The organism is Streptococcus sp. ACS2 (assembly GCF_000525585.1).
Taxonomy (GTDB): domain Bacteria; phylum Bacillota; class Bacilli; order Lactobacillales; family Streptococcaceae; genus Streptococcus.
In genome coordinates, this window is the sequence record NZ_JALT01000012.1 from 1 (window position 1) to 25,307 (window position 25,307).

The following is a 25,307-nucleotide window of genomic DNA, read 5'->3' on the forward strand; positions in this document are numbered from 1 at the left end:
TAGGTTCGAGTCCTACTGGCGGAGTATAATTCTCATTGCTAGACCTAGGTCTAGCTTTTTTTGTTTTATTTTCTTGTTAATTTCACGTTTTTAAGATATTATATGAATAGATTTTTATTCGAGAGGTATTATTATGTCAAATTTTGCATCTGCTTTTACACCTATTTCTGTTTCTTCGGCCAAGGAGAATATTGATACAGCTGATAAATTTATTTTATTTATTGGACGTCCTTCTTGTCCATATTGTCAACTTTTTGAACCTAAATTATCAAATGTGGCACGTAATTCAAATCTTACTATTTTCTATATTAATAGCGAAAATAGTGAAGAATTAGAAGATATTCAAGCTTTACGTAAAAGATATGGTATTGCTACAGTTCCTGCTCTCTTTGTTTCAGAAAATGGAGCTGCTAAGGTTGTATGTGACTCATCTCTTTCTGAGGATGATATTTTAGATTTTATTTCTTAGTCTTTTTGGAGGTTCTTATGTTTATTTGTAAACACGAGGTCCAGTATTATGAAACAGATCGAATGGGTATTACTCATCATTCTAATTATGTTCGGTGGATGGAAGAGGCGAGAACTTTTTTTCTAAGAGAGATAGGTTGGCCTTATGAAAAAATTGAAGAGGAGGGAATTATCTCTCCTGTTACTTCAATTTCCTGTGACTATAAAGCTACTTCTACTTTTGCAGATGTAATTTCTATCGAGATTAATGTTAAAAGAGTTAAATCTGCTAAACTTACTTTTGTATACAATATGGTAAATCAAAACGGAATCCTTGTTTGTACAGCTGTTTCTGAACATAGTTTCTTGTCTAAGGACGGTAGTTTTGTCAATCTTAAAAGAGATTATTCGTCATTTTTTAATCTTTTAAAAGAGCATTCAGTTATGCAATAAAAAAGAAGAAAATCAAATCGATTTTCTTCTTTTATTTGGCAAGGAGTTTTTTATAAATAGCTAAATTTTCATCATCAAATACGTTAAATATTACTTTTTTTATTATACTTGACTCGTCAATAAAGGTTTTGACTGTTTGAATGGCGATTTTGGCAGCTTCTTGTTTTGGAAAATTGAAATCTCCAGTTGATAGACATGGTATAGCAATTGATTCAATGTTATTTTTCTCAGCTAGTGCTAATACTGAAAGATAACTTTTTGCTAAAAGATCTTCATCAATTTGTGTCGGTTGGTCTACTATTTTTGGACCTACTGTATGAATGACAAAGGCAGAAGGAAGATTGTAAGCTGGGGTGATTTTAGCCATGCCAACGGGTTCTTCATATCCTTGTTCTAAGATGAGCTCGAAACAAGCTTGGCGTAACTGAACACCTGCGTATGTATGAATGGCGTTATCTACACAATCATGAAGTGGTTTCATACATCCAAGTAAGGTTTTATTAGCTGCATTTACGATTGCATCTACTTCGAGTCTTGTAATATCACCTTTCCAGAGGTAGATTCGATCATCTTGTGGAATGGTCTGGAGCGAACTGAGTTGTACAAATCCTCTTTCCCCTTTTCTAACTTGTAGGTAAAGGTCTTGGATTGTTAAGAATTGTGTTGATGCTGCCATTGGTTTACGTGTATTAAAGAGTGCTCTGAGAAGTTTTTGTTTTTCCTCGAGTTCTTCTGGGATAATCAAATCATGTAGTTCTAGATTTTCTTTTTTGAGTTCACCTATGAGATAGGTAATCATTGCATCTTTATCCATATTTACTCATTTCTATTTTTATAGTTTTTTATTATTATACTCCCAAGACTGGCTGTGGGCAAGTGATGTCTATGATAGGTAATGACTAATATTTGATAAGAATTTTTTATGTATGTGTCAAATTCTTGCAATAGCCTTTAGAATCATATAGAATAGGTCTACAAAAGTTTTATAATGTCTAGGAGGATGATTAAATGACACAAGTAGTAACAGATGCTTCATTTGAACAAGAAACAGCTGAAGGCCTCGTTTTGATTGATTTTTGGGCAACTTGGTGTGGGCCTTGCTTGATGCAAGCACCAATTCTTGAGCAACTTTCTGAAGAAATTTCAGAAGATGAACTTAAGATTGTTAAAATTGATGTTGATGAGAACCCAGAAACAGCTCAGAAGTTTGGAATTATGTCTATTCCAACTTTACTCTTCAAAAAAGATGGTGAGGTTGTTAAGCAAGTAGCAGGTGTACATACAAAAGAACAAATTAAAGCTATCGTTGCCGAGCTTAGCTAACTAATCGTCACAGTCCCGTTTGGGGATTTTTATTTTTAGTTTATTCAAACGACGAGGAGAATCATATGTCTTATTCATTTCAAAATCCTAGTGATGAGGTTATAGAATCTTATTTAAAATCTGCAAAGACGATTGCAATTGTTGGTTTATCTCATCGCAAGGAGGCAGCATCTTATCAGGTTGCTCATTTTCTACAAGCTGCTGGTTATCGTATTATACCAGTAAATCCCAAACTAGAAGGTCAGGAGCTTCTAGGAGAGCATGTTTATGCTCATCTTAAAGATATCCCATTTTCGATTGATATTGTTGATGTATTTAGACGAAGTGAGTTTTTACCAGATGTTGCCTATGATTTTCTTGAAACGGATGCAACAGTTTTTTGGAGTCAAATTGGTCTTGAGAATGAGGAGGCTGAGACTATTCTTCGTCAAGCGAATAGACAGGATATTGTAATGAATCGTTGTACAAAGAAGGAATATATGCGACTCTTTGTTTAATAAAATGAAAAGGTGAGTGAGCTATGCTCGCTCGTTTTTGTTATAATAGAGCTATGATTGAAATTTTTGATACGCATACCCATCTTAATGTGGATAATTTTGCAGGAAAAGAACAAGAAGAAATAGATTTTGCAGCTGAACTAGGTGTTGTTAAAATGAATATTGTTGGTTTTGATAAACCAACAATAAATAAATCTTTAGCACTATCAGAGAGATATGATCAATTATATAGTACGATTGGATGGCATCCTACGGAAGCGGGGTCCTATTCTCAGGAAATTGAGGATATGATTGTATCACAATTGGATAATCCGAAAGTTGTGGCACTTGGGGAAATCGGTTTGGATTATTATTGGATGGAAGATCCTAAAGAAACTCAGATTGATGTCTTTAAGCGTCAAATAGCTTTGTCAAAGGAACACAATTTACCTTTTGTTGTCCATACACGTGATGCACTTGAGGATACTTACGCTGTTATTAAAGAAGTTGGTGTTGGTCCTCGTGGGGGGATTATGCACTCATACTCAGGATCCCTAGAAATGGCTCAAAAATTTGTTGATCTTGGAATGATGATTTCATTTTCAGGTGTTGTAACTTTTAAGAAGGCTTTGGATGTCCAAGAAGCTGCTCAGAAGTTACCTTTAGATAAGATTCTGGTTGAAACGGATGCACCGTATTTGGCACCTGTTCCCAAACGTGGTCGTGAGAATCGTACAGGCTATACACGTTACGTAGTAGACAAGATTGCTGAGCTTCGTGGTTTAACGAGTGAAGAAGTGGCTAGGGCTACTTATGACAATGCGATGAGGATTTTTGGTCTGGATGAATAGAATAAAGATTCAAGAAGTCATCGTCGTAGAAGGTAAGGATGATACGGCAAATTTGAGACGTTTTTATGAGGTGGATACCTATGAGACTAGAGGATCCGCTATTAATGAGGATGACTTAGAGCGTATCGATAAGCTTAATGACTTACGCGGAGTAATTGTTTTTACTGACCCAGACTATAATGGTGAACGTATCCGTAAAATCATTATGGAAGCTGTTCCGACAGCAAAGCATGCTTTTTTAAACCGTGGGGAAGCAACACCAAAATCTAAGACTAAAGGTCGTTCATTGGGTGTTGAGCATGCGAGTTTTGAGGATCTTCAAAAGGCCTTATCTGGAGTTTTAGGTAGTTACGATGATGATAATCAGTTTGATATTAGTAAATCAAATCTTATGAAGTTAGGGCTACTAATGGGAGCAGATAGTCGAAAGCGTCGAGAATATTTGGGCGAGGTGCTTCGTATTGGTTATTGCAATGGAAAGCAGCTTTTAAAGCGTTTGGAATTGTTTGGAATCACATTAGAGGAGCTAGAAGAGGCTATGTCAAATTACTAGATTACCAGTGATTTTAACATCAAATCGCTACTAAGTAGCTTATTATTGAGGTTGGGATAATTAAGGGTTTGGACCTGTTTTGTGTCCAAATATTAAAATCGAGAAAATAATAAGAAAAGAGAATAAATGAGAATTGCAGATTATAGGGTGACCAAGGCTGTCCTTGAACGCCATGGCTTTACCTTTAAGAAGTCTTTTGGACAGAACTTCTTAACAGATACAAATATTTTACAAAAAATTGTTGATACGGCAGAGATCGATAAAAATGTCAATGTAATCGAAATTGGACCTGGTATCGGAGCATTAACAGAATTCTTAGCTGAAAATGCTGCGGAAGTTATGGCTTTTGAAATTGATGATCGCTTGGTTCCGATTTTAGAGGATACATTACGTGATCATGAAAATGTTAACGTAATTAATGAAGATGTTCTCAAGGCGGATTTACAGACACGTGTCAAAGAGTTTAAAAATCCAGAACTACCAATTAAGGTAGTCGCCAATTTGCCATATTATATTACGACGCCAATCTTGATGCATTTGATTGAGAGTAAGATTCCTTTTGCAGAATTTGTTGTTATGATGCAAAAAGAGGTTGCTGACCGCATTTCTGCAGAGCCTAATAGCAAGGCTTATGGTTCTCTATCAATTGCTGTACAGTATTATATGACCGCTAAAGTGGCATTTGTTGTCCCTCGTACAGTCTTTGTACCAGCCCCGAATGTTGACTCGGCAATTTTGAAGATGACGCGCCGTGAACAACCGTTGGTTGAAGTTAAAGATGAGGATTTCCTTTTCCGAGTGGCTAAGGCTAGCTTTGTCCATCGTCGTAAGACATTGTGGAATAATTTAACAAATCATTTTGGTAAATCTGAAGAAGTGAAAACCAAACTTGAGCAGGCTTTGGAAATTGCTGATATAAAACCTTCTATTCGTGGAGAGGCTCTATCTATTTCTGATTTTGCACACTTATCAGATGCTTTGAGTGAATCAGGTCTATAATTCAAAAATCCCACTGAATTTCAGTGGGATTTTCAGCTATGCGGAGAAAGGGATTTGAACCCTCACGCTTGAAAAAGCACATGCGCCTGAAGCATGCGTGTCTGCCATTCCACCACCTCCGCAGTGATAGGATTATTATACTGCAAATTACTAAAAATGCAAGGAGCTTAAGGAAATGGGAATGTGGTTTGTTTTGGATCAGAAAAGCGTGTTGTTTTGTGGTATAATAGGGCTATTAAACGATTGAGGAGTTCACTTGCAAGGAAGAATTATCAAAGCACTGGCAGGTTTCTATTATGTAGAGCATGATGGTGTTGTATACCAGACGCGTGCGCGAGGAAATTTTAGAAAAAAAGGACAAACACCTTACGTTGGGGACTTTGTCGAATTTTCAGCAGAGGAAAATTCAGAAGGTTATATCCTTAAAATTGGTCAACGAATCAATAGCTTAGTGCGCCCACCCATTGTCAATATAGATCAGGCTGTGGTCATTATGTCTGCTAAGGAACCGGATTTCAATAGTAATCTTCTGGACCGTTTTTTGGTTTTACTAGAGCATAAAAATATAAAACCTGTAATTTATATTTCTAAGATGGATTTGGTTGAAGATGATTCAGAAATGAAGGCCATTCAAAAACAGTATCAAAAAATTGGTTTTGATTTTGTCTTCAGTTTGGAAGAACTATTACCGCTCTTGACTAATAAAATAACAGTTTTTATGGGACAGACAGGTGTTGGAAAATCAACCTTGTTGAACCGTATTGCTCCGCAGTTACATTTAGAAACAGGTGAGATTTCAGACAGTTTAGGTCGTGGACGTCATACTACAAGGGCTGTAAGTCTTTATGATGTTCATGGAGGGAAGATTGCTGATACACCAGGATTCTCTTCTCTAGATTATGAAGTGGATAATGCCGAGGACTTGAGTGAAGCTTTTCCAGAAATCCGTCAAGCTAGTCATGGCTGTAAATTCCGTTCTTGTACTCATACCCATGAGCCTTCTTGTGCTGTTAAGGATGAGGTTGAAGATGGCCAAATCTGGCAAGTCCGTTATGATAATTACCTTCAATTTTTAAGTGAAATTGAAAATCGTCGTGAAACATATAAAAAAACTGTAAAAAGAAAGTAGGTCTCTCATGTCATATAAAATTGCTCCTTCTATCCTAGCTGCTGATTACGCTAATTTTGCTTCAGAACTAGCTCGTATTGATGCATCAGGTGCGGAATATGTTCACATTGATATTATGGATGGTCAATTTGTCCCTAATATCAGTTGGGGAGCAGATGTGGTCGCTAGCATGCGTAAACATAGCAAGTTGGTTTTTGATTGCCACCTTATGGTTGTTGATCCTGAACGTTATGTGGATGCCTATGCACAAGCTGGTGCAGATATCATGACTATTCATGTTGAAGCGACTAAACATATCCATGGTGCCCTCCAGAAAATCAAAGCTGCTGGTATGAAAGCAGGTGTTGTGATTAATCCTGGAACCCCAGTCGAGGCACTTATTCCTGTACTTGATTTAGTGGATCAAGTACTTATTATGACTGTAAATCCAGGTTTTGGTGGTCAGGCGTTCATTCCAGAAATGATGTCTAAAGTAGAGCGTGTTGTGGAGCTTCGCGAAAAAGGTGGCTATTCATTCGATATTGAAGTTGATGGTGGTGTAGATAACAACACCATTGCAGCATGTGCCAAGGCGGGGGCTAATGTTTTTGTAGCGGGCTCTTACCTCTTCAAAAATCCTGATTTGACAGCCCAAGTTCAAACGCTTCGTGATGCTATTGATGCCTAAAATAGCTTTATTTGTCGGTGGTGAGCTAGAGTGGTTCACTACCGATTTTGATTATTTTGTTGGGGTGGATCGTGCTTGCTTACGTTTGTTGGAGTTAGGTTTGCCGCTTAATCTGGCTGTCGGGGACTTTGATTCAGTATCTCGGTCAGAGTTAGAGATGATTCAATCGGCTGCTAAAGAGTGTAGGATTGCTCCAGCTGAAAAGGATGACACGGATACAGAGTTAGCCCTAAAAATTGTATTTCAATTATATCCTGAGGCGGAAGTAACTATTTTCGGTGCTTTTGGTGGCAGAATTGATCATATGTTATCAAATCTATTTTTGGTCAGTGACCCTGAATTAGCTCCCCTTATGAGGCATATCTGTTTGCAGGATAAGCAAAATAAGATTACTTATTATCCAGAAGGAAGTCATAACTTGTTACCAGAACCTGGAATGACATATGTTTCTTTTTTACATGAAGGTGATGGAGAACTGACGATTTTGGGAGCAAAATACGAATTAACTAGTATGAATTATTTTCAAAAGAAAATCTACTCTAGTAATGAATTTGTTGATGGTCCAATTCAAGTGATTGTGCCAAATGGATATGTGATTGTCATCCAGACTAAAGATAGGAGTTAGTATGATCTATCTACTTACACTTTTAACTTTATTAAGCTTTGGGATTCTTATTGTTCTTTTCTTGAGAAATATGGAGTTAAAAGAACAGATTAATAAGGGTTTGGAAGAAAATGCAGATAATCTTTCAGATCAAATTTCGTTTCAATTGGAAAGTTTTGCTAAGACAAACCAACTGGAAACGACAAAGCAATTGAACCAATTGCAGATGGAACTATATCAACAGTTGACAGATATCCGAGAAGTTTTACATCAAAATTTGTCTGATAATCGAGACCGTTCTGACCAACGTCTTGAGCAAATAAACCAAAGCTTAACCAAAGCTGTTAAAGATATGCAGGATTCCAATGAGAAACGTTTGGAACAAATGCGTCAGACAGTTGAAGAGAAACTTGAGCAAACCCTACAAACACGTTTACAAGCCTCTTTTGAGACAGTTTCAAGACAGTTAGAGTCAGTCAACCAGGGCTTGGGGGAAATGAAAAATGTAGCTAAGGATGTTGGAAGTCTTAACAAGGTCCTTTCAAATACAAAAACACGAGGCATTCTGGGAGAGCTTCAATTAGGACAAATTATTGAAGACATATTGACTGTTAATCAGTACGAACGAGAATTTCCTACGGTATCAGGTTCAAGTGAACGAGTTGAATATGCAATCAAAATGCCAGGAAACCATAAAGACGAATATATCTACCTTCCCATTGATTCTAAGTTTCCTTTGGAAGATTACTATCGTCTGGAAGATGCTTATGAGTCTGGTAATAAAGAGGAAATTGAGAATCACCGTAAGTCTCTTTTGACTAGTATTAAGCGATTTGCCAAGGATATTAACAAGAAGTATCTTAACCCACCTGAAACCACAAATTTTGGTATATTATTTTTGCCGACGGAAGGACTTTATGCTGAGGTAGTACGTCAACCAGCCTTCTTTGACGCCCTTCGTCGCGAGGAGAATATTGTTATCGCAGGGCCGTCAACTTTATCAGCACTCTTGAATTCATTGTCCGTAGGATTTAGAACTTTGAATATTCAAAAGAATGCAGATGATATTAGTAAGGTTTTAGGCAATGTCAAACTAGAATTTAGCAAGTTTGGAGATATGTTAGCTAAAGCTCAGAGACAATTGAATACAGCAAGTAAAACAGTCGATAGTCTTCTCAACACAAGGAGTAGGGCAATTGTTAGAGCTCTTGATACAATTGAAACCTATCAAGACAGTGCGACACAAAGTTTGTTAGATTTACCACGATTAGAAAACGAGGACAAGCATGAAGATTAATCAAATGAAAAAAGACGAGTATTTTGAAGGTTTTTATCTGATTAAGCGTGCAGAGGTACGTAAGACAAGAGCAGGAAAGGATTATATTGCCTTTACTTTTCAGGATGATACTGGAGAGATTTCAGGAAACCTGTGGGATGCTCAGCCTTATAATGTCGAAGAATTTACCGCAGGTAAAGTAGTGCATATGGAGGGGCGTCGAGAAGTTTATAATAATACTCCTCAGGTAAACCAAATAACCTTACGCTTGCCTACATTTGGTGAGCCAAATGATCCAGCTGATTTCAAAGAGAAACCACCGGTAAATCCTTCTGAAGTACGCGAATACCTAGAGCAAATGATTTTCAAGATTGAGGAAGCAACTTGGCAGCGTGTTGTTCGTGCTCTTTATCGAAAGTATAATAAAGAGTTTTTCACTTTTCCAGCTGCTAAAACAAATCATCATGCTTTTGAAAGTGGACTAGCCTATCATACGTCTACTATGGTTCGCCTAGCGGACAGCATTGGAGATATTTATCCAGAGCTCAATAAGAGTCTACTTTTTGCAGGGATTATGCTTCATGATTTAGCTAAGGTTATTGAACTTACTGGTCCTGAAAACACTGAGTATACGGTTCGTGGGAACTTAATTGGTCATATTGCCTTGATTGATGAAGAAATTACCAAGGTCCTTGTGGAACTTAATATTGACGATACGCGTGAGGATGTCGTTGTTTTGCGTCATGTTATTCTCAGCCACCACGGACAACTGGAGTATGGTAGCCCAGTTCGCCCGCGTATTATGGAAGCAGAAATTATTCATATGATTGATAATCTTGATGCCAGTATGATGATGATGACGACAGCTCTTAACCTAGTAGGACCAGGAGAAATGACAAATCGTCTCTTTGCTATGGATAATCGTTCCTTCTACAAGCCAAAATTTGATTAAAATCGAAATTAAGCGAGCATTTTATATGAAAATGTTCGTTTTTTGCTGTATTATGGTATAATAGTTAAAAAGTACAGAAAAAATAGGTAACATATGAAATTAAAACGAAGTGAACGCATGGTAGTGATTTCAAACTACCTAATTAATAATCCCTATCAATTGACAAGTCTCAATACTTTTGCAGAGCGATATGAAGCTGCTAAGTCTTCAATCTCAGAAGATGTCGCTATCATTAAAAAAGCTTTTGAGGAAAGTCAAATAGGAGAAATCGAAACAGTAACTGGTGCATCTGGCGGTGTTATGTTTACACCAACGATTTCTGATGAAGATGCAAGAAGTCTGGTTGAAGATCTTTGTAAACGTCTTTCAGAGAGTGATCGTATCTTACCAGGTGGTTATCTCTACCTATCTGATTTATTGAGTACACCATCTATTTTGAAAAATGTTGGTCGTATCATTGCTAGTGCCTTTAAGGGACAAAAAATTGATGCCGTTATGACTGTAGCAACTAAAGGAGTTCCTTTAGCAAATGCAGTAGCAGATGTCTTGAACATTCCGTTTGTTATTGTTCGTCGTGACTTAAAAATTACAGAAGGTTCAACTGTATCGGTAAACTACGTTAGTGGTTCAAGTGACCGTATTGAAAAGATGTTCCTTTCAAAACGTAGTTTGAAACCCAATAGCCGCGTCCTTATTGTTGACGATTTTCTTAAAGGTGGTGGTACCATTACGGGTATGATTAGCTTGCTTTCAGAATTTGATAGTGAGTTAGTAGGTGTAGCTGTATTCGCAGAAAATGCCAAAGGCGATCGTGATATCCATGAATATAAATCATTACTTACGGTTTCTGACATTGATGTAAAAGCACAGAAGGTAGAAGTTGAAGTCGGTAACATTTTTGACAAGTAATTAATCTACGATATTATTCCTAATTTGATGATTAGGAATTTTTCTTTTTAACAAGAAACTGTTGACAAAAACCATCGAAAAATGATATTATACTAGACGGTACTTTTTACTTTTGGTCTCTCAAAAGTGTACAGAGACGTGCTGACATAAGTTGCAAAAGTACACACAGATATGGGCTGTCACCAAGTGCCATATCAACCAAAAATAAAAAAACACAGGAGAATGTAGATGCCTACAATTAACCAATTGGTTCGTAAACCACGTCAATCAAAAGTTGTTAAATCTAAATCACCAGCTTTGAACGTTGGTTACAATAGCCACAAAAAAGTTCAAACTAACGTATCTTCACCACAAAAACGTGGTGTTGCAACACGTGTTGGAACAATGACACCTAAGAAACCTAACTCAGCCCTTCGTAAATTCGCTCGTGTACGTTTGAGCAACCTTATCGAAGTTACTGCTTACATCCCAGGTATCGGACACAACCTCCAAGAACACAGCGTTGTTCTTATCCGTGGTGGACGTGTAAAAGACCTTCCAGGGGTACGTTACCACATCGTCCGTGGTGCACTTGATACTGCAGGTGTAGCTGATCGTAAACAAAGCCGTTCTAAATACGGTGCTAAACGTCCTAAAGGATAAGAAGGGAGATAAGATAAAATGAGTCGTAAAAATAGAGCGCCTAAACGCGAAGTATTGGCAGATCCATTGTACAATTCAAAAATCGTTACACGTCTTATCAACCGTGTAATGCTTGACGGTAAACGTGGTACTGCTGCAACAATCGTATACGATGCTTTCGAGCAAATTAAAGAAGCAACTGGAAACGATGCTCTTGAAGTATTTGAAACAGCTATGGACAACATCATGCCTGTACTTGAAGTACGTGCACGTCGTGTCGGTGGTTCAAACTACCAAGTCCCAGTTGAAGTTCGTCCAGAACGTCGTACAACTCTTGGTCTTCGTTGGTTGGTTAACGCATCACGTGCGCGTGGTGAACACACTATGAAAGATCGTCTTGCAAAAGAAATCATGGATGCTGCAAACAACACTGGTGCATCAGTCAAGAAACGTGAAGATACTCACAAAATGGCTGAAGCAAACCGTGCCTTTGCACACTTCCGCTGGTAATCATAAGTTTCAAGCTGAATTACAGTCATATATTCATAAGCTAAGATTATGGATTTGTAATAGGCTGACTCTGAATTCAAATAATATAATTCATATCATTTGAAAACCAGTTAAATATTAGTGAAAAAACGGGTAGGTCCTGCCTATCCGTTTTTTGACAATAATGTTATAATGAATAAGTAAACTAAAATATTTATAGGAGAATAAACCTAATGGCACGCGAATTTTCACTTGCAAAAACTCGTAATATCGGTATCATGGCCCACGTCGATGCCGGTAAAACAACTACAACAGAGCGTATCCTTTACTACACTGGTAAAATCCACAAAATCGGTGAAACTCACGAAGGTGCATCACAAATGGACTGGATGGAGCAAGAACAAGAACGTGGTATCACAATCACATCTGCCGCTACAACAGCACAATGGGATGGTCACCGCGTTAACATCATTGATACACCAGGACACGTGGACTTCACAATCGAAGTACAACGTTCACTCCGTGTATTGGATGGTGCCGTAACCGTTCTTGACTCACAATCAGGTGTAGAACCTCAAACTGAAACAGTTTGGCGTCAAGCAACTGAGTATGGTGTTCCACGTATCGTATTTGCCAACAAAATGGATAAAATCGGTGCAGACTTCCTTTACTCAGTAAGCACACTTCACGATCGTCTTCAAGCAAACGCACACCCAATCCAATTGCCAATCGGTGCTGAAGATGATTTCCGTGGTATCATTGACTTGATTAAAATGAAAGCTGAAATCTATACTAATGACCTTGGTACAGATATTCTTGAAGAAGATATTCCAGCAGATTACGTTGATCAAGCAAACGAATACCGTGAAAAATTGATCGAAGCAGTTGCTGAAACTGACGAAGATTTGATGATGAAATACCTTGAAGGTGAAGAAATCACTAACGAGGAATTGAAAGCAGCTATCCGTCGTGCAACAATCAATGTTGAATTCTTCCCAGTTCTTTGTGGTTCTGCCTTCAAGAACAAAGGTGTTCAATTGATGCTTGATGCGGTTATCGATTACCTTCCAAGCCCACTTGATATCCCTGCAATCAAAGGTATCAACCCAGATACAGACGAAGAAGAAACTCGTCCAGCATCTGATGATGAGCCATTTGCAGCTCTTGCCTTCAAGATCATGACTGACCCATTTGTAGGTCGTTTGACATTTATCCGTGTTTACTCAGGTATCCTTCAATCAGGTTCATACGTAATGAACACATCTAAAGGTAAACGTGAACGTATCGGACGTATCCTTCAAATGCACGCTAACAGCCGTCAAGAAATTGAACAAGTATACGCCGGTGATATCGCTGCTGCTATCGGTTTGAAAGATACTACAACTGGTGACTCATTGACTGATGAAAAAGCTAAAGTTATTCTTGAGTCAATTGAAGTTCCAGAACCAGTTATCCAATTGATGGTTGAGCCTAAGACTAAAGCTGACCAAGATAAGATGGGTATCGGTCTTCAAAAACTTGCTGAAGAAGATCCAACATTCCGTGTTGAAACTAACCCTGAAACTGGTGAAACAGTTATCTCTGGTATGGGTGAACTTCACCTTGATGTCCTTGTTGACCGTTTGAAACGTGAACACAAAGTTGAAGCAAACGTAGGTGCTCCACAAGTATCATACCGTGAAACATTCCGTGCAGCTACACAAGCACGTGGATTCTTCAAACGTCAATCTGGTGGTAAAGGTCAGTTTGGTGATGTTTGGATTGAATTTACTCCAAATGAAGAAGGTAAAGGTTTCGAATTCGAAAATGCTATCGTCGGTGGTGTGGTTCCACGTGAATTCATCCCTGCAGTAGAAAAAGGATTGGAAGAATCTATGGCTAACGGTGTCCTTGCTGGATACCCAATGGTTGACATCAAAGCTAAACTTTACGATGGTTCATACCACGATGTCGATTCATCTGAAACTGCCTTCAAGATTGCTGCATCTCTTGCACTTAAAGAAGCTGCTAAGACTGCACAACCAACTATCCTTGAACCAATGATGCTTGTAACAATCACTGTTCCTGAAGAAAACCTTGGTGATGTTATGGGTCACGTTACAGCTCGTCGTGGACGTGTTGATGGTATGGAAGCACATGGTAACAGCCAAATTGTTCGTGCATATGTTCCACTTGCTGAAATGTTCGGTTATGCAACAACACTTCGTTCTGCAACTCAAGGACGTGGTACATTCATGATGGTATTTGACCACTATGAAGATGTTCCTAAATCAGTTCAAGAAGAAATCATCAAGAAAAATTCTGGTGAGGCTTAATTAGAACTTATAAAGTTAAGGTACTTATGAAAGTAAGTGCCTTTTTCTATTTGCAATTTTTTGAAAAAAATTATATAATATGACTGTTGAAAGGTTGAGTTGAAAGCGCTCAAGTTAATCTTTTCACAATAGGGAGAGCTTGCTCTCAAAATTATATTTATTTGATTTTCATAAGGAGGAAATCACTAATGGTAGTTAAAGTTGGTATTAACGGTTTCGGTCGTATCGGTCGTCTTGCTTTCCGTCGTATCCAAAACGTAGAAGGTGTTGAAGTTACACGCATCAACGACCTTACAGATCCAGTTATGCTTGCACACTTGTTGAAATACGACACAACTCAAGGTCGTTTCGACGGTACTGTTGAAGTTAAAGATGGTGGATTTGAAGTTAACGGTAAATTCGTTAAAGTTTCTGCTGAACGTGACCCAGAACAAATTGACTGGGCTAACGACGGTGTAGAAATCGTTCTTGAAGCAACTGGTTTCTTTGCTAAGAAAGATGCTGCTGAAAAACACTTGCACGAAGGTGGAGCTAAGAAAGTTGTTATCACTGCTCCTGGTGGAAACGATGTTAAAACAATCGTATTTAACACTAACCACGACATCCTTGACGGTACTGAAACAGTTATCTCAGGTGCTTCATGTACTACAAACTGCTTGGCTCCAATGGCTAAAGCATTGCAAGATAACTTCGGTGTTAAACAAGGTTTGATGACTACTATCCACGCTTACACTGGTGACCAAATGATCCTTGACGGACCACACCGTGGTGGTGACCTTCGTCGTGCACGTGCTGGTGCTGCAAACATCGTTCCTAACTCAACTGGTGCTGCTAAAGCTATCGGTTTGGTTATCCCAGAATTGAACGGTAAACTTGACGGTGCTGCACAACGTGTTCCAGTTCCAACTGGATCAGTTACTGAATTGGTAGCAGTTCTTGAAAAAGACGTTACTGTTGATGAAGTGAACGCAGCTATGAAAGCAGCTTCAAACGAATCATTCGGTTACACTGAAGATCCAATCGTATCTTCAGATATCGTAGGTATTTCTTACGGTTCATTGTTTGATGCAACTCAAACTAAAGTACAAACTGTTGATGGTAAACAATTGGTTAAAGTTGTTTCTTGGTACGACAACGAAATGTCATACACTTCACAACTTGTACGTACTCTTGAATACTTCGCGAAAATCGCTAAATAATTCAATTGTATAAAAAGAAGAGCTTCGGCTCTTTTTTTATTTCTCAAAATAATAAAACAGCCGTATAAATTGGTTGTTATAATCTCAGTAGTATTGTGATTTATGAATAAGCTAGAAGGCATTCCAAATAAGTAGAAAGAGCATGACACAACCCCAGGAGTTTTTATTGTGTTTTTGAATGGCTAGCATACCATAAATTAGTATAAAAACGGTAAGTGCTTCAAATAAGGTATAGATATCAAAACCAATGATTCCATGGATAAGAAGGCAAAAAATCGCACAAGTTATTGCTCCACTATCTAACCAAGAGTAAGGAGATGGAAAACGTATGCGTATCTTTTCAGCGATGACTACATAGTTAAATCCTTCCCAGAATCCCCAAATAAGACAGATGAATAGGTATGCTAGGATATTACTAGGAAATGATTGTATCATTACTTCTTTTGTTAATTCTATTGATTGAAGAGGTAGATAGGAATGAATCTGGTGAGTAACTACTTTCAATATGATAAGTGGTAAGGCTATAAGAAGAGATTGAAAAAGGGTAGGAACTAGATTTTTTGTGATTAATCTAAAGTATCTGAAAGATTCTTTACGATAAAGCATAACAGTGCTGGTTCCCAAGCCTGCAATGGCAAATTGACAACTGGCTAATAAGATTAATCGAAGCCATAGTGGTACTGAGGTTTGGTTAGTGTAGGAAAAAAGAGTTGGTTTAAAAGTAAGAAAGAGTAGAAGAGGAACAAGGGTAAGAATGAGGATTACATTTAGATCATAGTCAGCTTGTTGCTGCCTATTGTTTAGTTGTTTTTTCATAGCTTTTTTACCTTTCTATTTTGATTATATGATAAATGTATTATACTAGCAATAAGCTAGAAATCCTTCTGATTTTGCTATCTCTTTTATGCATTTTGTGATATAATGAAAACGTATTAAAAAAATAAGGAGTCTGATCAAATGGCTAAATTGACTGTTAAAGACGTTGACTTGAAAGGGAAAAAAGTTCTCGTTCGTGTTGACTTCAACGTACCTGTAAAAGATGGCGTGATCACTAACGATAACCGTATCACTGCTGCTCTTCCAACTATCAAGTATATTCTTGAACAAGGCGGACGTGCAATCCTCTTCTCTCACCTTGGACGTGTAAAAGAAGAAGCTGATAAGGAAGGAAAATCACTTGCTCCTGTAGCCGCTGACTTGGCTGCGAAATTGGGTCAAGACGTTAAATTTATCCCAGGCGTTACACGTGGTGCAGAATTGGAAGCAGCTGTTAATGCTCTTGAAGATGGACAAGTTCTCTTGGTTGAAAACACTCGTTTTGAAGATGTTGATGGCAAGAAAGAATCTAAAAACGATCCTGAACTTGGTAAATACTGGGCATCACTTGGAGATGGTATCTTCGTAAACGATGCATTCGGTACAGCTCACCGTGCACACGCATCTAACGTTGGTATCTCAGCAAATGTTGACAAAGCTGTTGCAGGTTTCCTTCTTGAAAATGAAATTGCTTACATCAAAGAAGCAGTTGAAACTCCAGAACGTCCATTCGTAGCTATCCTTGGTGGTTCTAAAGTATCTGATAAGATTGGTGTTATCGAAAACCTTCTTGCAAAAGCTGATAAAGTTCTTATCGGTGGTGGTATGACTTACACGTTCTACAAAGCACAAGGTATCGAAATCGGTAACTCACTTGTAGAAGAAGATAAACTTGATGTTGCTAAAGCTCTTCTTGAAAAATCAAACGGTAAATTGATTTTGCCAGTTGACTCAAAAGAAGCTAATGCATTTGCTGACTACACTGAAGTGAAAGACACTGAAGGTGAAGCAGTAGACCCAGGTTTCCTTGGTTTGGATATCGGTCCTAAATCAATTGCTGAATTCGATAAAGCCTTGACTGGTGCGAAAACAGTTGTATGGAACGGACCTATGGGTGTATTTGAAAACCCTGACTTCCAAGCTGGTACAATCGGTGTGATGGACGCTATCGTAAAACAACCAGGCGTTAAATCAATCATCGGTGGTGGTGATTCAGCTGCTGCAGCTATCAACCTTGGTCGTGCAGACAAGTTCTCATGGATCTCTACTGGTGGTGGTGCTTCTATGGAACTTCTTGAAGGTAAAGAACTTCCAGGATTGGCTGCACTTACTGATAAATAAGTCTATTAGAATGATAAGAGTTGGGAAACCAACTCTTTTTTGTGTCATCTCATTGAGTGTTTGATAGAGGCTAAAACTATTATTGGAAAGTAAGTTTCTCTCTAAAAATTGGCGATTATTAGTTAGAACTTTGCAGTAACATAATGTATAAGTAGCCAAAAGCTTCATAATCATGTTAAAATAGTAAAATGGGATTGAAATTTGAACCGAAAAAATTTAAATTTGGTATGCGTACATTTAAGACGGGGCTTGCTGTCTTTCTTGTTTTAGGTCTTTTTTCTGCTTTAGGTTGGGAAGGGCTTCAGATTGGTTGTTTGACAGCAGTCTTTAGTCTTCGAGAAAACTTTGATAGAAGTATTCAGTTTGGTAAATCACGTATTTTTGCGAATACGGTTGGAGGTCTTTTGTCGCTATTATTTTACTTTGTGAATATGTGGTTTCATCATTCAGTTTGGGTGACCTTGCTATTGGTTCCAATTTTGACAATGTTAACGATTGTCATTAATGTGTCTTTTAATAATGCTTCTGGTGTTATTGGAGGGGTGGCTGCACTTTTGATTATTACCTTGTCTATTCCGCCTGATAATACCTTTACTTATGTTATTGCTAGAGTCTTTGAAACTTTCTGTGGAGTCTTTATAGCAATCCTTGTCAATTATGATTATGATTGGCTACTTAAACATTTAAAATAAGAATGATAGGGTTCTATTGGACTCTATTTTTTATGATTTTTCGATAAAATCCTTAAATTAGAGCGAATATACAATGTAATGTTCGGTAATTGCTTATTGTGTAAGAAAAAGTGACATAAACTGTTGACATGTAGAAATATTCAGAATATAATTGTTAGGAAAGGAGGATGATCATGGCAAGAGAGAAAGAATTAAGGCGTTCTCTAGCTGTTTTTCCGATTGGAACAGTTATGAAGTTGACGGATTTAACCGCTCGTCAAATTCGTTACTATGAAGATCAAGGTTTAATTCAACCTGAACGTACAGCTGGAAATCGTCGGATGTACTCATTAAATGATATGGATCGTTTATTGGAAATCAAAGACTTTTTGGATGATGGTTACAATATTGCAGCGATTAAACATGAGTACGAAGAGCGTGAAGTTCGTGCCCAACAAAAACAAGTGGCTTTAACAGATGCGGACGTTCGACGTATCTTGCATGATGAACTCCTTCAGCAAGGCCGTTTTACGACCCCGTCACAACAATTTGGTAACTTGCGTATCTAATTACGCTTTGAACTTTTATTTTTGGTTTTTATAAAGGAGACCCCTATTATGGCAATCACAGCAGCTGATATTCGTCGCGAAGTCAAAGAGAAGAATGTTACTTTCTTGCGTTTAATGTTCTCTGATATCCTTGGTGTTATGAAGAACGTTGAAATTCCTGCGACAGATGAACAGTTGGATAAGGTACTTTCAAATAAAGCTATGTTTGATGGTTCATCAATCGAGGGATTTGTTCGTATCAACGAATCTGATATGTATCTTTATCCAGATCTTGATACGTGGACAGTTTTCCCTTGGGGCGATGAAAATGGTGCAGTAGCTGGTCTTATTTGTGATATCTATACTTCTGCGGGTGAACCATTTGCTGGTGACCCTCGTGGTAACTTGAAAAAAGCTTTGCGTCATATGGAAGAAGTTGGTTATAAATCATTTAACCTTGGACCAGAACCAGAATTTTTCCTTTTCAAATTAGATGAGCAAGGTAATCCTACGCTTGAAGTTAACGATAAAGGTGGTTATTTTGACCTTGCTCCAACTGACCTTGCAGACAACACACGTCGTGAAATCGTTAATGTGTTGACAGAAATGGGATTTGATGTTGAGGCATCTCACCATGAAGTGGCGGTTGGTCAACATGAAATCGACTTCAAGTATACAGATGTTTTGAAGGCTTGTGATAATATCCAAATTTTCAAATTGGTTGTTAAGACAATCGCTCGTAAACATGGTCTTTATGCGACATTTATGGCGAAACCTAAATATGGTATTGCTGGTAGCGGTATGCACTGTAACATGTCTCTCTTCACTGAAGAAGGAAATGCATTCTTTGATCCAGAGGATCCACGTGGTATGCAATTGTCTCAAGACGCTTACTACTTCCTTGGTGGTTTGATGAAACATGCATACAACTATACTGCAATTATTAACCCAACAGTTAACTCTTACAAACGTTTGGTTCCTGGATATGAAGCTCCTGTATATATTGCATGGGCAGGTAGCAACCGTTCACCATTGATCCGCGTTCCTGCGTCTCGTGGTATGGGTACGCGTTTGGAATTGCGTTCGGTAGACCCAATGGCAAACCCATACTTGGCACTTGCTGTTCTTTTGGAAGCTGGTCTTGATGGTATTATTAACAAGATTGATGCTCCAGATCCAGTTGAAACAAACATTTACTCAATGTCTCCTGAAGAACGTAAAGAAGCAGGTATTATTGATTTGCCATCAACACTTCGTAACGCCCTTAAAGCATTGGAAACAGATGAAGTGGTTCGTCAAGCTTTGGGTAATCATATCTATACAAACTTCCTTGATGCGAAACGTATGGAATGGGCAAGCTATGCTACCTTTGTTTCACAATGGGAAATTGATAACTACTTGGACATTTATTAAGGAATTAAATTTGAAAATCAGGTTATGCCTGGTTTTCTTTTTCTTCTAAATTTATTAAGTTCTTGGACAAATTACGTAGTTTTAACTGAGCTGTTTTCTTTTGTCATATTTCTTTATTCCCCCTTAATCGCATTAAAATATGAGAGTGTTAAACTAATTCCATATTAATCTTATTCAGGGGGAAATATGAAAACTACAAAAAAAGCTGCTTTGGCAGCAGCCTCAAGTGCATTATTGCTCGGTCTTACAGTCGCACAAACAGTTAATGCTGATACTTATACAGTTCAAAATGGAGATTCATTCTTCGGGATTGCTAGTCAGTATGGTGTAGATCCTTATCAATTAGCAGCTGAAAATGGCATGACTATTTGGTCAACAATTGTTCCTGGTGGAAGCTTGGAAGTTTCAGGAGCTACTACGGCAGTTGAAGAAACAACAGAAGTTTCTTCTTCAGAGGTAACAGCTACTGATTCAGATGCTACTTGGAATCGTTATCCAGTTGGTCAATGTACATGGGGTGTTAAGGAAGTCGCTCCATGGGCAAGTAACTGGTGGGGTAATGGTGGCGATTGGGCCGGAAGCGCTGCTAGCCAAGGTTATGCTGTAGGTTCAACACCTGTGACAGGATCAATTGTATGTTGGACTGATGGTGGTTATGGTCACGTTGGTTATGTAACACAAGTTGGTCAAGATGGTCAAATTCAGATCTTGGAGTCAAACTATAACAACCAGCAACAAATCAATAACTATCGTGGTTGGTTTGATCCACAAAACTCAACTACACCAGGTTCAGTATCTTACATTTATCCAGGTGCATAAAACGAAAAGAAGCGCTTATAGCGCTTTTTTACTTGCTGGAAGAGTTGTGCTCAGACTGGATTTAAACTTAAAAAATGGTAGCTAGATGGCTACCATTTTTTTATTTATCAGGTGTGAGAATCATTGGAATAATGATTGGTTCACGTTCTGTTTTTTCATATAGGAATGGGCGTAAAGCATTGACGATAGCTCCGTTAACAGATTGGATGCTAGCATCTTTATTCTTAAGAGCGATACGAATAGCATTGAATAGAATGCGTTGGCTTTCGCGGATAAGATCGCCAGATTCACGCATATAGATGAAGCCACGACTGAGGATGTCTGGACCAGCTAGAATCATCTTAGACTTGAAGTCAACAGTAGCTACGGCAAGTACGACACCATCTTCAGAAAGATCACGACGGTCACGAAGAACCGCGGCTCCGATATCCCCAATACCATTACCATCAACATAGATATCTTGGGCATTGAAGTGACCTGCACGACGAGCAGAGTCTTTTGTTAGGGCTAAGACATCACCATTTTCCATAATGAAGATATTATCTTTTGGAACGCCACAATCAACAGCAAGACCTGCGTGGACTTTCTGCATGCGGTATTCACCGTGAACAGGCATGAAGAATTTTGGTTTGATCAAACGAAGCATTAGTTTTTGCTCTTGTTGACCACCGTGTCCAGAGGTATGGATATTGTTGATTTTACCGTGGATAACATCAACACCAGCTTCTTGAATGGTATTAATCAGACGGTTAACGCTAGTGGTGTTCCCTGGAATAGGACTAGATGAGAAGATGACAGTGTCACCAGGTTGTAGTGTCACTTGGCGGTGCATACCATTGGCGATACGTGCAAGGGCCGCCATAGGCTCCCCTTGAGAACCGGTACACATGATAAGAATCTCACTGGCGTGGTAGTTTTTCATTTCACTAGGATCAATGATAGTCCCTTTTGGAACCTTGATGTAACCTAGTTCAACCCCATTGACAATGGCTTTTTCCATAGAACGTCCGAAGACAACAATCTTACGGCCAGTTTTTACAGCGGCTTCGGCAGCTTGTTGAAGACGGAAAATATTTGAGGCAAATGAGGCGAAAATAATACGTCCGTGGATGCCTTCAATAATTTTCATAATGGATTGGCCAACAACCTTCTCGGAATTAGTGAAAGTTGGTACTTCAGCATTGGTTGAGTCTGAGAGGAGGCAAAGAACGCCTTCCTCACCAAGTGCAGCCATACGGTGAAGGTCTGCTGGTTCCCCTACTGGGGTGAAGTCAAACTTAAAGTCACCGGTACACACAATTTTACCTTGAGGTGTATGGATGACAATACCGAGAGGTTCTGGAATTGAGTGAGTAGTACGGAAGAAGGTCACGCTCATATTTTTGAAAGTAAGCTCTGTATTAGCATTAATTTCGTAGAGTTGTGCGTCACGAAGTAGTCCGTGTTCTTCCAATTTTCCTTTGATAAGAGCAAGAGCAAGCGGTCCTGCATAAATTGGGATATTTGCCTGTTTAAGAAGGAAGGGAATCCCACCAATATGGTCTTCGTGACCGTGGGTAATGACAAGTGCCTTTACACGATCAACGTTTTCAACGATGTAAGAATAGTCTGGGATGACATAGTCGATTCCGAGAAGATCGTCTTCGGGGAATTTAATACCCGCATCGACGATGATAATCTCATCTTGGTATTCAATACCATAGGTGTTTTTACCGATTTCCCCCAAACCACCAATCGCATAAACCCCAACTTCTTCAGGTTTTAGATTGATTTTTGATGCCATGGTCTTAGAACTCCGTTACTTCAAAAACGCCTGTTTCTTTTTCGTATTCAAGGGCTTTTTCTGAGAGGAGCTCGATGAATTCGATGTTATAGGCAGTGTTTTTTTCGATGATTTGACGAGCTTGGATACGTCCCTCAAGTTCAGTTTCTGCATCGATATCTAGGTAGAGTGATTTTGTCTGTTCACGGCGTGGATTACGCTCTTTAGTTTCTTGGTAAAAGACTTTATAAATCATGGTTTTCCTTTCTTTCCAAAAGGCTCTGCCATTCTATAAAAAAACCGGTCAAGTTAATCTTTCTATGATTTACTTGACGTTATGATATTCACTTTATGAGTAATAGCTAGTAGCCTTGATTCGTTTAACAATTACTATTATTGTACCATAAGATAAGGACTAGATAAAGAAAATGGCGGAAAAAGTTGGAAAATGTTCGTTTCTGGGAAACAGTGACTTGTGTTATAATAGAAAAGCATAAAAGGAAACAAGGAAAAAAGATGAAAATATTAGCATTTGATACTTCTAGCACTGCTTTATCAGTAGCCTTGTTGGAAGATGAGAAACTAGTGGCAGAAACAACTGTCACAGTAAAAAAGAACCACAGTATTAGTTTAATGCCCACCATTGATTTTTTAGTTGCTCAGGCAGGCTGGCAGCCGTCTGATTTAGAACGTATTGTGGTTGCACAGGGGCCTGGATCCTACACAGGGCTTCGTGTGGCTGTCGCAACAGCTAAGACGTTAGCCTATGCGCTTGACATTGATTTAGTGGGGGTTTCAAGTCTACAGGCGCTGACAAACCTTTCGGTTGACGGTGTTGTGATTCCTATCATGGATGCCCGTCGTAATAATGTTTACGTTGGTTTTTATGAAAATGGTCAGGCTATCGTCCCTGATTGTCATGCAGCTTTTGTAGATGTTCTTGAGCAAGCTAAAGTTTATAAAAAGGTGACATTTGTCGGTGAAGTATCTCATTTTGTGGATCAGATTAAGGAAAGTCTTCCAGAGGCAACGATCTTGTCTAACCTTCCATCAGCTCAGTTAATTGGTCGTTTAGGCTTGTCCTTGCCTTCTGTTGATGTGGATGCTTTTGTTCCACATTACTTGAAGCGGGTTGAGGCAGAGGAGAATTGGCTTAAGACGCATGAGGAGACTAACCGTGACAACTACATCAAGCGCGTCTAGACTGAGTAGCCAAGAGCAAGCCCAACTGATTTATCAGATTTTGTCGGATGTTTATGACAAGTCTCCGTGGACGATGGAACAAGTCGTAGCAGACTTGGCTTTAGATACTACGGAATATTTCTATGTGTATGATCAGGAAGAAGTTGTTGGTTTTTTAGCCCTTCAAAATTTGGTGGGTGAGCTCGAGGTGACCAATATCGCCGTTTTAAAAGCTTATCAAGGGCGTGGTTATGCTAGTCAGTTGATGAAGCATTTGGAAGATCGTAGTGAGCCTATATTTCTAGAAGTGAGGACTTCAAATCAAGTCGCTCAGGCGCTTTATAGAAAATTTGGTTTTGAAAGTCTAGGAATTCGAAAAAATTATTATCATGAGCCTCAAGAAGATGCAGTTATCATGAGGCGAGAGGAAGTCTAATGGCAGATAGATATATTTTGGCAGTGGAGAGCTCGTGTGACGAGACTTCAGTTGCCGTTTTGAAAAATGAGAAGGAACTTTTGAGTAATATTATTGCCAGTCAGGTGGAAAGCCATAAACGTTTTGGTGGTGTTGTCCCTGAGGTGGCTAGTCGTCACCATGTGGAAGTGGTGACTCTTTGCATTAAGGATGCCCTTTCAGAGGCGGGCATTACTGCTGAACAACTAGATGCTGTAGCAGTAACCTATGGTCCTGGTTTGGTCGGAGCGCTCTTGGTCGGGATGGCAGCGGCTAAGGCCTTCGCTTGGGCACATGGATTGCCTTTGATTCCAGTTAATCATATGGCTGGGCATCTTATGGCAGCGCGTGAGGTGCAAGAGTTGGAATACCCCCTCCTAGCACTTTTGGTGTCTGGGGGACACACAGAGTTGGTTTATGTGTCAGAACCAGGAAATTACAAGATTGTTGGTGAGACACGTGATGATGCAGTTGGTGAGGCCTATGATAAGGTTGGGCGTGTGATGGGTTTGACCTACCCAGCTGGGCGTGAAATTGATGAATTGGCTCATAAAGGGAAAGATGTTTATGATTTTCCACGCGCTATGATTAAGGAAGACCACTTGGAGTTTTCATTTTCAGGCCTAAAGTCTGCTTTCATCAATTTGCATCACAATGCAGAACAGAAGGGAGAAGTTCTAGTCAAAGAGGACCTTTGTGCTTCCTTCCAAGCTGCTGTGTTGGATATTCTCCTAGCTAAGACTAAGAAAGCCTTGGAACGTTATCCTGTTAAGACACTTGTTGTTGCTGGTGGCGTAGCAGCTAATCAGGGCTTACGTGAACGTTTGGCTGAAGAAATTACGGATGTAGATGTGGTTATTCCGCCTTTACGTCTCTGTGGTGATAATGCTGGCATGATTGCCCTAGCAGCTGCCATTGAATGTGATCAGAAACATTTTGCTGAGTTGGACTTGAATGCAAAACCAAGTCTTGCCTTTGCAGGATTTGAAGAATAAGAAGAACCTCTTACTAGTCTGGTAAGAGGTTCCTTTAGAAAGG

The 25,307-nt window shown here is 38.9% G+C and carries 29 protein-coding genes and 1 tRNA gene; 25 read left to right on the top strand and 5 right to left on the bottom strand.

Annotated features, from left to right (window positions below):
- Positions 1 to 133 precede the first annotated feature (133 nt).
- A complete protein-coding gene (gene traF, locus HMPREF1517_RS01295; protein ID WP_037599061.1) occupies positions 134 to 469 on the top strand; it encodes a conjugal transfer protein TraF in 336 nt (111 codons plus the stop codon).
- Positions 470 to 486: 17 nt separating this feature from the next.
- On the top strand, positions 487 to 900 hold the full coding sequence (locus HMPREF1517_RS01300; RefSeq protein ID WP_037599062.1) for an acyl-CoA thioesterase: 414 nt from the start codon (positions 487 to 489) through the stop codon (positions 898 to 900).
- A 31-nt stretch (positions 901 to 931) separates the two neighbouring features.
- On the opposite strand, the gene HMPREF1517_RS01305 is transcribed toward HMPREF1517_RS01300, so the two are convergent.
- Positions 932 to 1,714, bottom strand: a complete 783-nt coding sequence (locus HMPREF1517_RS01305; RefSeq protein WP_037599063.1) for a protein-ADP-ribose hydrolase — start codon at positions 1,712 to 1,714, stop codon at positions 932 to 934.
- A 194-nt stretch (positions 1,715 to 1,908) separates the two neighbouring features.
- Between HMPREF1517_RS01305 and trxA the strand changes: the two genes are divergently transcribed.
- The 5 genes from trxA to rsmA all read left to right on the top strand — a co-directional run bounded on the left by trxA (position 1,909) and on the right by rsmA (position 5,102).
- Positions 1,909 to 2,223, top strand: a complete 315-nt coding sequence (gene trxA / locus HMPREF1517_RS01310; protein ID WP_037599064.1) for a thioredoxin — start codon at positions 1,909 to 1,911, stop codon at positions 2,221 to 2,223.
- Between the two features lie 65 nt (positions 2,224 to 2,288).
- Positions 2,289 to 2,720 (top strand): CoA-binding protein, encoded by a 432-nt coding sequence (locus HMPREF1517_RS01315; RefSeq protein ID WP_037599065.1) that lies wholly within the window; start codon positions 2,289 to 2,291, stop codon positions 2,718 to 2,720.
- Between the two features lie 53 nt (positions 2,721 to 2,773).
- Positions 2,774 to 3,550 carry a TatD family hydrolase gene (locus tag HMPREF1517_RS01320; protein WP_037599169.1) on the top strand — a complete coding sequence of 259 codons (777 nt, stop codon included), beginning with the start codon at positions 2,774 to 2,776 and terminating at the stop codon, positions 3,548 to 3,550.
- On the top strand, positions 3,543 to 4,103 hold the full coding sequence (gene rnmV, locus HMPREF1517_RS01325) for a ribonuclease M5 (protein ID WP_037599066.1): 561 nt from the start codon (positions 3,543 to 3,545) through the stop codon (positions 4,101 to 4,103). The genes HMPREF1517_RS01320 and rnmV overlap by 8 nt, the downstream gene beginning before the upstream one ends.
- Positions 4,104 to 4,229: 126 nt before the next feature.
- Positions 4,230 to 5,102 (top strand): 16S rRNA (adenine(1518)-N(6)/adenine(1519)-N(6))-dimethyltransferase RsmA, encoded by an 873-nt coding sequence (rsmA, locus tag HMPREF1517_RS01330; protein ID WP_037599067.1) that lies wholly within the window; start codon positions 4,230 to 4,232, stop codon positions 5,100 to 5,102.
- Positions 5,103 to 5,141: 39 nt separating this feature from the next.
- Here rsmA and HMPREF1517_RS01335 read toward each other — a convergent pair.
- Positions 5,142 to 5,224, bottom strand: a tRNA-Leu gene (locus HMPREF1517_RS01335).
- A gap of 134 nt (positions 5,225 to 5,358) precedes the next feature.
- On the opposite strand from HMPREF1517_RS01335, the gene rsgA reads away from it, so the two are divergent.
- The 10 genes from rsgA (at position 5,359) to gap (ending at position 15,263) form a co-directional block, all read left to right on the top strand.
- Positions 5,359 to 6,231, top strand: a complete 873-nt coding sequence (rsgA, locus tag HMPREF1517_RS01340) for a ribosome small subunit-dependent GTPase A (RefSeq protein WP_037599068.1) — start codon at positions 5,359 to 5,361, stop codon at positions 6,229 to 6,231.
- Between the two features lie 7 nt (positions 6,232 to 6,238).
- Positions 6,239 to 6,898: a ribulose-phosphate 3-epimerase gene (gene rpe, locus HMPREF1517_RS01345; RefSeq protein WP_002884311.1), complete on the top strand. Its 660-nt coding sequence runs from the start codon at positions 6,239 to 6,241 to the stop codon at positions 6,896 to 6,898.
- Positions 6,891 to 7,523 carry a thiamine diphosphokinase gene (locus HMPREF1517_RS01350; RefSeq protein ID WP_037599069.1) on the top strand — a complete coding sequence of 211 codons (633 nt, stop codon included), beginning with the start codon at positions 6,891 to 6,893 and terminating at the stop codon, positions 7,521 to 7,523. Before rpe ends, HMPREF1517_RS01350 begins: the two co-directional genes overlap by 8 nt.
- A gap of 1 nt (position 7,524) precedes the next feature.
- The gene (gene rmuC, locus HMPREF1517_RS01355) at positions 7,525 to 8,799 is read left to right on the top strand and encodes a DNA recombination protein RmuC (protein WP_037598490.1); all 1,275 of its coding nucleotides are present in this window, start codon (positions 7,525 to 7,527) and stop codon (positions 8,797 to 8,799) included.
- Positions 8,789 to 9,730, top strand: coding sequence for a 3'-5' exoribonuclease YhaM family protein (locus HMPREF1517_RS01360; RefSeq protein ID WP_037599070.1), 942 nt, complete (start codon positions 8,789 to 8,791; stop codon positions 9,728 to 9,730). Before rmuC ends, HMPREF1517_RS01360 begins: the two co-directional genes overlap by 11 nt.
- 93 nt (positions 9,731 to 9,823) lie before the next feature.
- Positions 9,824 to 10,639, top strand: a complete 816-nt coding sequence (gene purR / locus HMPREF1517_RS01365) for a pur operon repressor (protein ID WP_002891918.1) — start codon at positions 9,824 to 9,826, stop codon at positions 10,637 to 10,639.
- Between the two features lie 228 nt (positions 10,640 to 10,867).
- Positions 10,868 to 11,281 carry a 30S ribosomal protein S12 gene (gene rpsL, locus HMPREF1517_RS01370; RefSeq protein ID WP_002884809.1) on the top strand — a complete coding sequence of 138 codons (414 nt, stop codon included), beginning with the start codon at positions 10,868 to 10,870 and terminating at the stop codon, positions 11,279 to 11,281.
- 18 nt (positions 11,282 to 11,299) lie between these two features.
- Positions 11,300 to 11,770 (top strand): 30S ribosomal protein S7, encoded by a 471-nt coding sequence (rpsG, locus tag HMPREF1517_RS01375; protein WP_002884746.1) that lies wholly within the window; start codon positions 11,300 to 11,302, stop codon positions 11,768 to 11,770.
- Positions 11,771 to 11,982: 212 nt separating this feature from the next.
- Positions 11,983 to 14,064: an elongation factor G gene (gene fusA / locus HMPREF1517_RS01380; RefSeq protein ID WP_002891917.1), complete on the top strand. Its 2,082-nt coding sequence runs from the start codon at positions 11,983 to 11,985 to the stop codon at positions 14,062 to 14,064.
- A 188-nt stretch (positions 14,065 to 14,252) separates the two neighbouring features.
- A complete protein-coding gene (gap, locus tag HMPREF1517_RS01385) occupies positions 14,253 to 15,263 on the top strand; it encodes a type I glyceraldehyde-3-phosphate dehydrogenase (RefSeq protein ID WP_002884461.1) in 1,011 nt (336 codons plus the stop codon).
- Between the two features lie 111 nt (positions 15,264 to 15,374).
- Here gap and HMPREF1517_RS01390 read toward each other — a convergent pair whose 3' ends face one another.
- Positions 15,375 to 16,079, bottom strand: coding sequence for a hypothetical protein (locus HMPREF1517_RS01390; RefSeq protein WP_037599071.1), 705 nt, complete (start codon positions 16,077 to 16,079; stop codon positions 15,375 to 15,377).
- A 141-nt stretch (positions 16,080 to 16,220) separates the two neighbouring features.
- On the opposite strand from HMPREF1517_RS01390, the gene HMPREF1517_RS01395 reads away from it, so the two are divergent.
- The 5 genes from HMPREF1517_RS01395 (at position 16,221) to HMPREF1517_RS01415 (ending at position 20,871) form a co-directional block, all read left to right on the top strand.
- Entirely contained in the window at positions 16,221 to 17,420 is a 1,200-nt protein-coding gene (locus tag HMPREF1517_RS01395; protein ID WP_002884739.1) for a phosphoglycerate kinase, read from the top strand.
- 188 nt (positions 17,421 to 17,608) lie between these two features.
- A complete protein-coding gene (locus tag HMPREF1517_RS01400; protein ID WP_037599072.1) occupies positions 17,609 to 18,112 on the top strand; it encodes an FUSC family protein in 504 nt (167 codons plus the stop codon).
- Positions 18,113 to 18,285: 173 nt separating this feature from the next.
- Entirely contained in the window at positions 18,286 to 18,660 is a 375-nt protein-coding gene (locus HMPREF1517_RS01405; protein WP_008535631.1) for a MerR family transcriptional regulator, read from the top strand.
- A 48-nt stretch (positions 18,661 to 18,708) separates the two neighbouring features.
- Positions 18,709 to 20,052, top strand: a complete 1,344-nt coding sequence (glnA, locus tag HMPREF1517_RS01410) for a type I glutamate--ammonia ligase (protein ID WP_002884322.1) — start codon at positions 18,709 to 18,711, stop codon at positions 20,050 to 20,052.
- 186 nt (positions 20,053 to 20,238) lie between these two features.
- Positions 20,239 to 20,871 carry a CHAP domain-containing protein gene (locus HMPREF1517_RS01415; protein ID WP_008535629.1) on the top strand — a complete coding sequence of 211 codons (633 nt, stop codon included), beginning with the start codon at positions 20,239 to 20,241 and terminating at the stop codon, positions 20,869 to 20,871.
- Between the two features lie 100 nt (positions 20,872 to 20,971).
- Here the strand turns inward: HMPREF1517_RS01415 and rnjA are convergent, their stop codons facing one another.
- Positions 20,972 to 22,654 carry a ribonuclease J1 gene (gene rnjA / locus HMPREF1517_RS01420; RefSeq protein ID WP_002884294.1) on the bottom strand — a complete coding sequence of 561 codons (1,683 nt, stop codon included), beginning with the start codon at positions 22,652 to 22,654 and terminating at the stop codon, positions 20,972 to 20,974.
- A gap of 4 nt (positions 22,655 to 22,658) precedes the next feature.
- Complete coding sequence (locus tag HMPREF1517_RS01425; RefSeq protein WP_002884752.1) at positions 22,659 to 22,889, bottom strand: DNA-dependent RNA polymerase subunit epsilon; 231 nt, start codon at positions 22,887 to 22,889, stop codon at positions 22,659 to 22,661.
- Between the two features lie 260 nt (positions 22,890 to 23,149).
- Here HMPREF1517_RS01425 and tsaB point away from each other — a divergent pair, with 260 nt between their 5' ends.
- Genes tsaB through tsaD form a run of 3 tightly spaced genes read left to right on the top strand, consistent with a single transcriptional unit; the run spans position 23,150 to position 25,264 of the window.
- Positions 23,150 to 23,836 (top strand): tRNA (adenosine(37)-N6)-threonylcarbamoyltransferase complex dimerization subunit type 1 TsaB, encoded by a 687-nt coding sequence (gene tsaB, locus HMPREF1517_RS01430; RefSeq protein WP_037599073.1) that lies wholly within the window; start codon positions 23,150 to 23,152, stop codon positions 23,834 to 23,836.
- Positions 23,796 to 24,251: a ribosomal protein S18-alanine N-acetyltransferase gene (gene rimI / locus HMPREF1517_RS01435; RefSeq protein WP_037599074.1), complete on the top strand. Its 456-nt coding sequence runs from the start codon at positions 23,796 to 23,798 to the stop codon at positions 24,249 to 24,251. The genes tsaB and rimI overlap by 41 nt, the downstream gene beginning before the upstream one ends.
- Positions 24,251 to 25,264, top strand: coding sequence for a tRNA (adenosine(37)-N6)-threonylcarbamoyltransferase complex transferase subunit TsaD (tsaD, locus tag HMPREF1517_RS01440; protein WP_037599075.1), 1,014 nt, complete (start codon positions 24,251 to 24,253; stop codon positions 25,262 to 25,264). Before rimI ends, tsaD begins: the two co-directional genes overlap by 1 nt.
- Positions 25,265 to 25,307 lie beyond the last annotated feature (43 nt).